The 11,856-nt window shown below is 64.9% G+C and carries 8 protein-coding genes and 1 pseudogene; 2 read left to right on the top strand and 7 right to left on the bottom strand.

Annotated elements, in window-relative coordinates:
- Nucleotides 1-4 precede the first annotated feature (4 nt).
- A complete protein-coding gene (locus ACFQS4_RS02895) occupies nt 5-976 on the bottom strand; it encodes an NAD(P)-dependent oxidoreductase (RefSeq protein WP_497902208.1) in 972 nt (323 codons plus the stop codon).
- Between the two features lie 146 nt (nt 977-1,122).
- Here ACFQS4_RS02895 and ACFQS4_RS02890 point away from each other — a divergent pair, with 146 nt between their 5' ends.
- On the top strand, nt 1,123-2,433 hold the full coding sequence (locus ACFQS4_RS02890) for an amidohydrolase (RefSeq protein WP_497902207.1): 1,311 nt from the start codon (nt 1,123-1,125) through the stop codon (nt 2,431-2,433).
- Entirely contained in the window at nt 2,430-3,668 is a 1,239-nt protein-coding gene (gene ilvA, locus ACFQS4_RS02885) for a threonine ammonia-lyase (protein WP_497902206.1), read from the top strand. Before ACFQS4_RS02890 ends, ilvA begins: the two co-directional genes overlap by 4 nt.
- 387 nt (nt 3,669-4,055) lie before the next feature.
- On the opposite strand, the gene ACFQS4_RS02880 is transcribed toward ilvA, so the two are convergent.
- The 6 genes and pseudogenes from ACFQS4_RS02880 to ACFQS4_RS02855 form a co-directional block, all read right to left on the bottom strand.
- A complete protein-coding gene (locus tag ACFQS4_RS02880; protein WP_497902205.1) occupies nt 4,056-5,417 on the bottom strand; it encodes an aminotransferase class III-fold pyridoxal phosphate-dependent enzyme in 1,362 nt (453 codons plus the stop codon).
- Between the two features lie 148 nt (nt 5,418-5,565).
- Nucleotides 5,566-7,281, bottom strand: a complete 1,716-nt coding sequence (locus tag ACFQS4_RS02875; protein WP_497902204.1) for a BCCT family transporter — start codon at nt 7,279-7,281, stop codon at nt 5,566-5,568.
- A gap of 392 nt (nt 7,282-7,673) precedes the next feature.
- Nucleotides 7,674-8,321 (bottom strand): DUF8102 family protein, encoded by a 648-nt coding sequence (locus tag ACFQS4_RS02870; protein WP_254158985.1) that lies wholly within the window; start codon nt 8,319-8,321, stop codon nt 7,674-7,676.
- Between the two features lie 143 nt (nt 8,322-8,464).
- The gene (locus tag ACFQS4_RS02865) at nt 8,465-9,742 is read right to left on the bottom strand and encodes an amidohydrolase (RefSeq protein WP_497902203.1); all 1,278 of its coding nucleotides are present in this window, start codon (nt 9,740-9,742) and stop codon (nt 8,465-8,467) included.
- 177 nt (nt 9,743-9,919) lie between these two features.
- A pseudogene (locus ACFQS4_RS02860) lies at nt 9,920-10,308 on the bottom strand (Rid family detoxifying hydrolase).
- A gap of 20 nt (nt 10,309-10,328) precedes the next feature.
- Nucleotides 10,329-11,711, bottom strand: a complete 1,383-nt coding sequence (locus ACFQS4_RS02855; RefSeq protein WP_497902202.1) for an aspartate aminotransferase family protein — start codon at nt 11,709-11,711, stop codon at nt 10,329-10,331.
- Nucleotides 11,712-11,856 lie beyond the last annotated feature (145 nt).

Genomic DNA, 11,856 nt, shown 5'->3' with positions numbered 1-11,856 from the left:
TCGGTCACCTCGACGTCGGCTCGAGGACGGCGTTCTCGAGGGCATCGCCCGACTCCAGCGCGCGGACGTTGTGTGCGACGATGTCGGCCAGCCGGTCCCAATGTTTCGGCGTGTGGCCGCCCGTATGGGGCGTGATGAGGCAGTTCTCGAGGTCCCACAGCGGGTGATCGCCGGGCAGTGGCTCGGGGTCGGTGACGTCGAGAGCGGCCCCCCGGATGCCGTTGAACTGCAGTGCCGAAACGAGCGCCTCGGTGTCGATGAGCCCCCCTCGAGCGGCGTTGACGACGACGGCGTTCGGGGGGAGCGTCGCCAGTTCCGCCTCGCCGACGAGGCCGCGGGTCGTGTCGTTGAGCGGGCACGCCAGGACGACGTAGTCGCTGCGCGAGAACGCCTCGTGCACGTCGTCCGCCTCGAATCCGAGGACCTCGTCGGTCGGGCCACCTTTCGACGGCGTGTACCGGATGCCGATCGTCTCGACGTCGAAGCCCTCGAGCCTTGTGACGATCTGCTGGCCGATCGACCCGAGGCCGACGACCGTCACGGTGCTGTCGGTGAACTCGTGGGACTGGAAGTGGCGCCACTCGCCATTTTGCTTGCGGCGCCACCCTTCGTGGAGGTTTCGAGCGAAGACGAGCATGTTGGCGATGGACTGCTCGGCGATTCCGGGTGCGTGGATGCCGCCAGCGTTGGTCACGGCGACGCCGCGGTCGGCCAGCGCGTCCATCGGGACGTGGTCGGTCCCGGCGAACGTACACGCGAACAACTCGAGGCGCTCGGCGTGCTCGAGCATGGCCTCCTCGATCGTGATTCCGGTCACCACTCGCGCCTGCGAAACGAGTTCGCGCTCGGCCGCCGGCGTACGAGCGAGTTCGACGGTGCGTTCGGGGAGGCGCTCGCGAAGCGTTTCGGCGTACGATTCCATCGACAGGCCTTCCGTTCCCTCCCGGAGAACGACGACGTCTGGATTCGTGCTCATGTGGATCATCTCCGTCACAGCGACGGCCCACCGTCCCTGAAACGTTCGTACGCTACGATTGTCACACGTTTCCTTATCCTTTTTGTGTACCCGACGTTAACACTGATTGTGTATAATTAAGTGCGTGGGCCGCGTCAGCGTCTCGCATGACCGAGTCAATACGGGACCGACTCGTCCCCCTCCGTTGCCGTTTTCACCGCCACCCAGAACCGGCCTGGTGTGAGTTTCAGACGACCGCTCGGCTCGTCGACGAACTCGAATCCCTCGACGTCGACGAACTCGCCGTCGGAGCGGACGCGTACGACCCCGCCGACCGAATGGCCGTTCCCGACGACGAGGAACTGGAGCCCTGGCTCGAAGGGGCGCGTGAAGCCGGTGTTCGCGAGGACCTCCTCGAGCGAATGACGGGGGGCACTACCGGTGCCGTCGCGGTCCTCAATCGAGGCGACGGGCCGGCCATCGGGCTTCGAGTCGACATCGACGGCCTGTTCATCGAGGAATCGACCGACGCGGATCACGAACCGGCCGCCGAGGGCTTTCGGTCGGCAGTCGACGGCACGATGCACGCCTGCGGCCACGACGCCCACATGACCTGGGGGCTGGCCACGCTCGAGGCGATCGTAGAAAGCGACTTCGCCGGGCGACTGGTCGTCTTCTTCCAGCCAGCCGAGGAGACCGGCGGCGGCGGGTGTCCGATGGCGAAGAGCAAGTTCGCGGCGGATCTCGACTACCTGCTCGCGATTCACGTCGGCCTCGACCACCCGACGGGAGAGGTCGTCGCGGGCATCGAGAAACCCCTGGCGATGTGCCACGTCGACGCGACGATCGAGGGGACCTCCGCACACGCGGGAAAGGCACCCAACGAGGGGGACAACGCCTTACACGCCATGGCCACGGCGATCGAGAACGCCTACGGGATCCCCCGCCACAGCGACGGGATGACCCGCGTGAACGTCGGTCGTGCGGAGGCGGGAACCGCGAGCAACGTCATCGCCGAACGGGCCCACATAGTCGCTGAAGCCCGCGGCGAGACCACGGCGCTGATGGAGTACGTGAAGGAGCGACTCGAGCGAACGATAAAGTCGGCGGCGACGCTTCACGGCTGTCGAGCGGACGTCGACATCGTCAGCGAGTCGCCGCGGGCCGACAGCGACCCCGAACTACAGGCGCTCGTGAGCGAGGTCGCAGCCGACGTGGCGGGCGTCGAGCACGTGCTCCCCTCGGCTGACTTCGGCGCGAGCGAGGACGCGACCTTCCTGATGGAGCGCGTCCAGGAGGAAGGGGGACTCGCGTCGTACCTCATCGTCGGCACCGATCATCCGACAAGTCACCACACGCCCACGTTCGACGTGGACGAGCGGAGTCTCGTCCACGGCGTGGACGTGCTCGTCGAGACGATTCGTGAGCTCGAGCGACGGCACCCGGTGTCTCGTCGCGACGACGAGAGCGAGGCATGAGCGAGAGCCGCGTTACCCTCGAGGACGTCGAAGCGGCCCGGGAGCGCATCGACGACGTCGTCCACCGCACGCCTCTCGACACGTCGCGAACCTTCGCCGAGATGAGTGGCGCGGCGTCGGTCGGACTCAAACTCGAGAACGCACAGCGAACGGGCTCGTTCAAGATTCGCGGCGCGTACAACGAGATGGCCCAGCTCTCCGACGCGGAGCGAGAAGCGGGGGTCGTCTCCTCGAGCGCGGGAAATCACGCCCAGGGCGTGGCGCTGGCCGGCCAGTTGCTCGGCATCGAGACGACCATCGTCGTCCCCGAGGTGACCCCTGCGGCGAAGATCGAGGCCACCCGCGGCTACGGCGCCGAGGTGGTCGTCGAGGGCGACATCTACGAGCGATCGTACGAGTACGCCCTCGAACGGGTCGACGAGACCGGCGAGACGTTCGTCCACCCCTTCAACGACGAGGAGATCGTCGCCGGGCAGGGAACGATCGGCCTCGAGTTGCTCGAGCAGTATTCCGACCTCGACACCGTCCTCGTCGCCATCGGCGGCGGCGGGCTGATTTCGGGCATCGGGACGGTGCTGAAGGCCCACGATCCCGAGATCCGCGTGATCGGGGTCCAGCCAGAGGGGGCCGCTCACGCGAAACCCTCGCTCGAGACGGGCGAGATTCGGGAACTCGAGACCGTCGACACCGTCGCGGAGGGAATCGCCGATACCCGGATGCTGGAGACCACTTTCGCCATCGCCCGGGAGGTCGTCGACGACGTGGTCAGCGTCACCGACCGGGAGATTGCCGCCGCGGTGACGTTGCTGGCCGAACGCGCGAGGACGGTGGTCGAAGGTGCAGGTGCGACACCACTGGCGGCCGCCATTTCCGAGGAAACGGCGGTGGACCTCGAGGGAGCACACGTCGGCGTGATCGTCTCCGGGGGCAACGTCGGCCTCACCGAACACGCCGAACTGACGCGGACCGGCCTCCACGAACTCGGGCGCTACGTTGAGGCACGACTGGCCATCGACGGGTGGCCCTTGGTCGTCGGAGACGTCGCGGAGACCGTCGAGTCCGAGGGCGCCGAACTGGACGTCCTCGAGCGCGCGCGACGCGGTCCCGTCGACGAGCCGAATCGGGTTCCGGTGACCGTTGGCCTCGAGGGAAGCGGGCGGGAGCACCTCGAAGGGGTGCTCGAGAAGCTAGATTCGCTCGAGGGAGTGTCCGTCGTCGAGCGTTCCTTCGAATAGCCCCCTCGAGCGTTCCTTCGAATAGCCCCCTCGAGTTGTTCCTTCGAATAGCTCTCTCGAGCCCACTCTTGGCGCGCTGAACCGCGACTTCGTCGCGGTTCGAATGGCGCGAGTGAGCGAATCGGCTGGGGAGGGTGTGGAAATCCTAGTGGCCACGATCGAGGAGTGGTGACGGCACGGTACGGCCGTCGTGACGGAGCAGTGCGTCTTCCTGGCAGCTAAGGATTCCACGTCCTCCCCAGCCGATTCGTTCGCTCCGTACAGTCGCTCACTCATCCCTCGCGCAGTTTCGGGACGCACTATCGCACGTGAACGGTCCGACCAGTACGTGCAGCGGCCCGAATACCGGTCTCGAGTCGCAGCGTCAGAACTAGAATCAGAAACGGATTACGCCACTTTCGCGTTCGGTCCGACCGCCTCGATCGCCTCGAGGAAAATACCGATACCCAGTTCGATCTCGCGCTCGCTCGAGTCGAGCGGCGGGAGCAGCCGGATCGTCTTCTTGCCACAGCCGAGGGTCAGGAGGCCGCGCTCGAGGGCAGCCTCGACCACGGCGGTCCGGCGCTCGGGGGTATCGAACTCGACGGCCAGCATCAGTCCCTTGCCGCGGACGTCCTCGACGTACGCCGGAGCGTCGTCGCGCAGGAGTTCTTTCGCCTGCTCGCCGCGCTCGCGGGCGTTCGCGAGCAGGTCGTGCTCCTGGATGGCCTCGAGCGTGAACGCGCCCATCATCGAGCCGAGCAGGTCGCCGCCGCCGAAGGTCGAGCCGAGCCGGTTCTTCTCGTCGGGGAAGACCTCCGAACGCGAGACCGTCGCGCCCACGCGAAGTCCCTTCGCGCTCGCGATGACGTCGGGTTCGATCGGGTAGTGATCCGAGGCCCAGATCTCGCCGGTGCGACCGACACCGGCCTGGATCTCGTCGACGACCAGGGGGATGTCGTACTCGTCGGTGACGTCCGCGACCTCCTGCATGAACGCCTCGCTGGGGAAGCGATAGCCGCCGACGCCCTGGATGGGCTCGAGGGCGAGGAAGGCAATCTCGGAGGGGTCGATGTGGCCGCCTTCGGGCGCGAGCATACTGCGGAGCTGCGAGTCGCCGCCGGCGAAGAAGCCGCAGTCGCAACTGTCGGCGTCACAGCCGCGGTCGGCACAGAACGGCACCGTCTCGATCCCGCTGATCTGGGGGTAGTGACGCGTGTACACCTCTTTGGACTTCGTGATCGAGAGGGTCCCCAGGGTGCGACCGTGAAAGCTGCCGGCGAAGGCGATGCCGTACTTCGCCGGGGCGCGGTGATCGTTCGTGATCTTCATCGCGTTCTCCATCGCCTCCGCGCCGGAGTTCGAGAGGAACACCGTGTCCATCCCGTACTGGCTCGAGATGTCGACCAACTTCTCCATGAGGTGACTCGAGCCCGGCACTGCCGACTCCTCGGGGGTCGGTCCGGCGCCGAAGTAGAGGTCCTGGCCGGCGATTTTCATCGGCTCGACGAGGTCGAACGCCTCGAGTGGCTCGAGGATCTTCTCGTTGTTGTATCCGAGGGGCGCAGCGCCGATGTGGCAGGTGAAATCGAGCAGAACGTTCCCGTCGACGTCCGTGACGAACGGGCCGTCGGCCTCGCGCGTGATGTCCCAGACGAACTCGTGGGAGTACTCGCTGGGCGCGGAGTGCGCCTGATGGAAGTCGACCCACCGCTGGGCGTTCGGACCCGGAAGCACGTCCGCATCGGGTTCCGCGGTGTCCCTATCCATACACAGATTATGTGTACCTCGTACATTAAAACTTGTTATAGGATAGCAGGGAACGGATCGATTGTGGCCGTCGATCTACCGTGTGGGAGAACATCGACACAGGAGCTAAACGAGATGGCAATCAGCAGGGTGGGAGGAGGGTGGCGCCTCAGTCGTCGTCGGATTCGACGGGCCCGCCGGGACCAGTCGGCGGTGAATCGGTTTCCGATGGCTTACTCGAGCCGATGAGGACGGTCTCGTCCTGCAGTAACACGCGACCGTAGTTCGAGCCAAAGTCCTTGATCAGTGCGAGCATCGCGAGGAAGCAGACGAACGCGAAGGGAGTACCGGTGATGATCGCCGCCTGCTGGAGCGTGTTCGCGCTGCCGCTGCCGCCAAGGATCATCAGGATTGCGGCGGTCATTCCGAGGACGACGCCCCAGAAGACCCGGTTGATGGTCGACGGCTTGGCCTTCCCGCCGGTCGTCATCATGGAGACGGCCAGCGTCGAGGAGTCTGCAGACGTGACGAAGAACGTCGTCACGAGTATCAAGAACATGTAGATCAGGACCCCGCCCACCGGGACCGCGTACGTGCCGAGTCCGACGGCGCTCAAGTCGATCGTGAACTGCAACGCTTCGAAGAGAATGAAGCCGGAAACCTCCGGACCTGGAGCCTCGGGGGCTAACACCTCGCTGAAGTCGGCGACGCCGTTGTGCTGTGCCCACACCGCAGTGCCGCCGACGAACGTGAACCACGGGATAGTCGCCGCTGACGTCGCGACGATGCCGGTGAAGGCGACCTCGCGGACGGTCCGTCCCTTGGAGATGCGGGCGATGAACAGTCCCGCGAACGGGGACCACGACAGCGCCCACGCCCAGTAGAAGACGGTCCAGGTGTTCATCCACTCGGTGGCTGCCGGATCACCGTTGCCCATCGGACCAGCGCCGGTGAAGAGACTCATCGAGACGAAGTCGGTAATCATGCCGCCGAGGGCCTGGGAGCCGAGCAATACCAGGAACAGCGTCGGCCCGACGATGAACGTCGCGAGCATGAGCACGACGAACAGGACCATGTTGAAGTTCGAGAGGCGTCGGATCCCCTTGTCGACACCGAGAACCATCGAGACCGTAAACAGCAGCGTCATCACCGTCACGACGGCGAGGATCCCGATGTTCCCCATACTGATCCCCCACTGGTAGTCGAGGCCAGTGACGAACTGGCTACCGATGAATCCCAGCGAGGTCGCCACGCCGCCGATCGTCGCGAAGACGGCGAGGATGTCGATGACCTTGGCCGTCGGTCCGTCGAGATTCTCCTTCCCGAGAATCGGTGTCAGCGCCGAGGATACGCGAAGCGGAACCGCGTCGTAGTTGTACGCGAAGTACCCGATCGCGATCCCCATGATCGTAAACACGGCCAGCTGGGGCAACGCCCAGTGGAACAGCGTCTGCTGGATCGCAATGGGGATCGCTTCGGCCGTCCCACCCTCGACGTTGAACAGCGGCGAGGGACTATCGTAGTAGAACAGTCCCTCGGTCGGCCCCCAGAACACGACACCCGCAGCGAAGCCGGCCGAGTACAACATCGCGAAGAACGACAGGAAGCTGTACTCGGGGTCCTCGTCACCGAGTTTGATCCTCCCCCACGGTCCGACGATCAGGAACAGGAGGAAGACCACGATCAGGAACACGATCACCAGCAGTGCCCAGTTGAACGCGCCGAGCATCGAATCGTTTAGCGACCCGATCCCTTCCTCGACGGTTGTGGGGCTGATGAAGAACGCCGCGATTACGCCGACGGTTAGCAACGCCCCGAACGCGAAGACGATGGGGTCGATCTCCTCCCGGAACTGAGCGATTGCCCCCTTCTCGGCGTCACTCATCCCGACTCACCCCCCGAACCGAGCGACAGCTCACTGATTGACTGAGCCTCCACCCACATTTTGCCATGCTTCGTGTTGGCATACCGCTACCATTTACGTCGTAAACAATAAGTGTTTCTCACTCTCGTAAACTATCTACAGATTGCGTTTATTTGACGGTCGCTCGAGCGGCCATCGACTCGAGAATATTTTTGCCACGGATCTCCCAGAAATGCTATTCAGATCAGGAATTGCCTATTCGCAGATAGCAGCGCTGTGGGAAACAATGAACCGAATACCCGACTGTTCGTCGGTCGGGTGTAGGTAGAGTGGGATCCGGACTAGCCAGCGGCCGCTGTCGACCGTCAGTTCGCCAATTTGTCAGTTCGCCAATTTGTCAACTCGCCAGTTCGTCAGTTCGTCAGTTCCTCGAGCGTCCGCTCTCGAGCCTCGGCGCTCTCGGCCACCCGCTCGGCGAACTCGTCGACGCGATCCTTGATCTCCTCGCGGGCCGTCTCGGGCGAGAATCCCTCGGACATCGTCAACAGTCGGACGAACGCGCGCAGTTCCTCGTCAGTGAGCTGAGCGAACTCCTCGTTCTCGAGTTTCTCGATCACCGCGTCGACGTCGATCTGCCCGACCGGCTCGACGTTGAACTCGACGTTGACCATCCGGTAGTTCGACCCGGCCAGTCGCTGTTCGGCCTTGCCGACGCCCTCCGAGAGCATGTCCTTGAACGGCGTGTGATAGCCCATCGTCCCGAGGTGGAGAAACGCGAGCACGTCGGTGATTCCCTGGGTGTAGGCGTCGCGGTCCTCGGCGTCGGGATCGAACACCGTCTCGCGGTCACGTTCTTCCATGTAGGCAAAGAGTATGCTGAAGTCGAGAATCGCGTTTCGCACTCGGCGCCGGATCCGATTGCGCTTTTGCTTCTTCGAGTGATCGGTGTAGTCGGTTTTCCGGCCGAGCAGGAAGTCGCGATCGGAGGGGGTGAGAATGCCCCGCGGCCGATCCGAGTCCGCTGCCGTCTGGAGGGACGCCGGCACGTCGTCCTGGCTCATAACCAATACACAGGGAGCCCGGGGATTAATCCTTCTGATCGAACGAACATGACGAGACGAGAAGACGTCCAGATGAGCGCGGTTCTGGCCGTATCTGGCCGCACCAGGCCCTACCTGGCCGAATATGGCCGTGTCTCGCCCTACTACCGCTGACGCGAACACGCTCGAATCGCGTCCGACAGGATCGCCACGCCGATCTCGAGGCTCTCGTCGTCGACGTCGAACGTCGGCGTGTGGTGGTTCGTCGGGTGGTCCGTGCCGACGAGGACGTACGACGCCAGACCGCCGCCGGCCTGGACGCGCTCCATCAGGTAGGTAACGTCTTCGCTAACGCCGAAGTCGGTCGTCTCGGTCACCTGGTGGACCCCCTGGACGTTCCGCGCGACCGAGCCGACGAGTTCGCGCAGTGCGGGGTCGCTGTCCGCCCGGGGCGACTCGCTGATGACTCGCGGGGTTACGTCGCAGTCGTGCATCTCTGCAGCTGCATAGCAGACGCGCTCGAGTTCCGTTCGCATGTACTCCATCAGTCCCGTGGTCTCGCCGCGGACCTCCGCCTCGATCGTGATCTCCTCGGCGATGACGTTGCTCGCGGTACCACCTTCGATGCGGCCGACGTTCACGCGAGTCATGCCGTCGCTGTGGCGGGGGATCCCGTAGGCGTTCTGAATCGCCGTCGCCGCCGCCTGCATCGCGTTGCCGCCCTCGTTCGGCGCCTTCCCGGCGTGGGCGCTCGCCCCCTCGAACGTGGCCGTCAGGTGTGCCATGGCCAGGGGTTTCTCGATGCCCGCGACGATCTCCCCCGTCGGGTGATCGAGACCGATGTGGAGCGCGAACAGGTACTCGAGGTCGTCGGCGTACCCGCCCTCAGCCATCGCCTTCCCGCCGCCCGAAATCTCCTCGGCCGGCTGGAAGAACACCTTCAGCGTCCCCGAGAAGTCGCTGTTCCGTACCGCGTCGATCGTCTCCAGGGCGATCGCGATGTGGGCGTCGTGGCCGCAGGCGTGCATGTAGCCCTCGTGTTCCGACCGGAACCCCTCGGCAGTCGGCCGGTGGTCGTCGTCGCTCGACTCCGCCATCGAGATGCCGTCGAGGTCGACCCGTAGCCCGACCGTCGGCCCTGGCCCCTGCTCGAGCACCGCGACGACCCCCGTGTACCCGCCCTCCATCCGGTCGAGGAGGTCCGGTCGAACGCCAGCCCCACGGGCCCGCTCGAGCCAGGGCTCGAGGTCGGCCGCCGACGGGACGGCCATCCGTTTGTCGGGTGCGAGCGCCTCTCGTCCGATCGCGATGTCGTCGAGGTCGAAGGACTCGAGTTCCTCGACGACGCGGGCGGTCGTCCGGAACTCGCGCCAGCCGGGTTCGGGATGGCGGTGAAACGCCCGACGGAGGTCGGCCACGCTCGTGTGTGCGTCGTAGGGCATACCTGATTCTGATAGGACTGGCGGATATTTAACTATGGGTAGCGTGTGACACTTCGTTTCTGCGTCGAGGCGACGGTGAACCGACCAACCGGGCCGCACCTCCGCGAAGACGTGAACCGCTCCCGACTGTCGTAGCTCCGTGAGGACGCAAACTGATCCGACTGACCGACTGCCCAACTACCCCAGGAACGCGATCGCGTCCATCTCGATTCGAACGTCGTCGGGTAATCTCGAGACCTCGACGCAAACGCGTGCTGGCGGTTCTTCGCCGAACCGTGCGCCGTAGGCCTCGTTGACCCGGTCGTAGTCCTCGAGGTCGGTCAGGTAAACCGTCACCTTGACGACGTCGGCGAGACCGTCGCCGCCGGCTGCCTCGACCACGGCAGCGACGTTCTCGAGGACGCGCTCGGTCTGCGCTTCGACGTCGCCGTCCACGACCTCGCCGGTATCCGGATCGACCGGCCGTAGCCGGAGATGTAGCACGTGTCGCCGGCCAGGACGCCCTGCGAGTAGGGGTTGTCGTTGCTCGGCGCGTCGTCGGTCTCGAGTGGGGTGGTGTCGGACATCGTTTCGTTCGAGCGACGGCTCAGGCCGTCCGTTTCGCCCCCTCAGTCACGTGTTCGATCGCCTCCACGACGACGTCGAGGGCCGTCTCGGCCAGGTCGCGGGTGAGGACGAGCGGCGGGAGCAGCCGAAGGACGTTCCCCTGGCGACCGGCCGTCCAGACGAGGACCCCGCGTTCGAAACAGTAGGTCTGGATCGCGTCGACGAGGTCGCCGTCCGGGGTCCCGTCCACGTCGACGAATTCGGCGCCGATGAACAGTCCCTTCCCGCGGACGTCGGCCAGTCGTTCCGTTTCCTCGGCCGCCTCCAGGAGTCGGCCCTGGATGTACTCGCCGAGGTCTCGAGCGTGGGCCAGGAGATCGTGTTCCTGGATGTACTCGATGGCGCGGGTCCCGGCGCTCATTCCCACGACGTGGCCGCGGTAGGTGCCGGCGTGGTCGCCCGATCCCCAGGTGTCGAGGTCCTCGTGGTAGATAGTCGCCGACAGCGGAAATCCCGCCCCGCCGAGGGCCTTCGCGGAGGTCATCGCGTCCGGGGTGACGCCCTCCCAGTCGCAGGCCCACCACTGACCAGTACGGCCAAGCCCGCTCTGGATCTCGTCGAAGACGAGAACGACGTCGTTGTCGTCGGCAATATCGCGTACCCCCTGCAGGAACCCAGCCGGCGGCGTGACGATGCCGCCCTCGCCCTGGATCGGTTCGACGATGATCCCGGCCGGATTGGCCAGTCCCCCGTAGGGATCCTCGACAATCGCCTGGACCTCCTCGAGCGCGTGATCGACCGCCTCGTCGGGCGTCTTGTCCTGGCGAAACGGGTGGGGGTACGGCGCGTGAACGACGTCTGCGAGCAGGGGCGTGTAGTGGCCCTTGAACTTCTTGTTCGAGGTGACGCTCATCGCCCCCGTCGTCGCGCCGTGGTACGCCCCACGGAAGGCGATGAGGCCGTCGCCGCCGGTGTTGTACTTCGAGAGTTTGATCGACGCCTCGATGGCGTCGCTCCCCGTCGGACCGCCGAAGACGACCTTGTTCTGGCCCTGCAGCCCGTCCGGGGCGATTTCGTCGAGCTTTTCGATCAACTCGAGTCGGGCCTCGGTCGGGAAGTCGACCGTGTGGACGAACTTGTCGGCCTGCTCGTGCACGGCCTCAAGTACGTAGGGATTGGCGTGGCCGACGTTGAGCACGCCGATCCCGGCGAAGAGATCGATGTACGTGTTGCCGTCGGCGTCGCGGACCGTCGCCCCCTTGCCCTCCTCGAACGCGATCGGAATGTCGTTCGGGTACGCGACCGCACTGCTGTCGATTTCTCGCTGTTTCTCGAGCAGCGACCGGGTTTTCGGCCCGGGAACGGAATCAACGTCCGGTGCGTCGTCGAAGTGAAGGTCGGCGATCGGCGGTCCTGCCGTCATACGTGACTCGTTGTGAAACAGCTACTAATAATTTGTCCACAATATCTATTCAAGTCGTACACAATTACTGAATAGGTTACGAGCGCTACGTTCGTCGCGCCGTCGCCCGTGTCCGCCAGCGTGTCGACGATGGCTTCGGCGTCGA

The sequence above is a fragment of the Saliphagus sp. GCM10025317 genome (assembly GCF_042663665.1).
GTDB lineage: Archaea > Halobacteriota > Halobacteria > Halobacteriales > Natrialbaceae > Natronosalvus.
This window is presented reverse-complemented; position numbering and strand designations above follow the sequence as displayed.

What these genes read in the sequence shown, in the direction of transcription:
- ACFQS4_RS02895 (WP_497902208.1), bottom strand. Translation starts at nt 976, where the DNA reads ATGAGCACGAATCCAGACGTCGTCGTTCTCCGGGAGGGAACGGAAGGC.
- ACFQS4_RS02890 (WP_497902207.1), top strand. Translation starts at nt 1,123, where the DNA reads ATGACCGAGTCAATACGGGACCGACTCGTCCCCCTCCGTTGCCGTTTT.
- ilvA (WP_497902206.1), top strand. Translation starts at nt 2,430, where the DNA reads ATGAGCGAGAGCCGCGTTACCCTCGAGGACGTCGAAGCGGCCCGGGAG.
- ACFQS4_RS02880 (WP_497902205.1), bottom strand. Translation starts at nt 5,417, where the DNA reads ATGGATAGGGACACCGCGGAACCCGATGCGGACGTGCTTCCGGGTCCG.
- ACFQS4_RS02875 (WP_497902204.1), bottom strand. Translation starts at nt 7,281, where the DNA reads ATGAGTGACGCCGAGAAGGGGGCAATCGCTCAGTTCCGGGAGGAGATC.
- ACFQS4_RS02870 (WP_254158985.1), bottom strand. Translation starts at nt 8,321, where the DNA reads ATGAGCCAGGACGACGTGCCGGCGTCCCTCCAGACGGCAGCGGACTCG.
- ACFQS4_RS02865 (WP_497902203.1), bottom strand. Translation starts at nt 9,742, where the DNA reads ATGCCCTACGACGCACACACGAGCGTGGCCGACCTCCGTCGGGCGTTT.
- ACFQS4_RS02855 (WP_497902202.1), bottom strand. Translation starts at nt 11,711, where the DNA reads ATGACGGCAGGACCGCCGATCGCCGACCTTCACTTCGACGACGCACCG.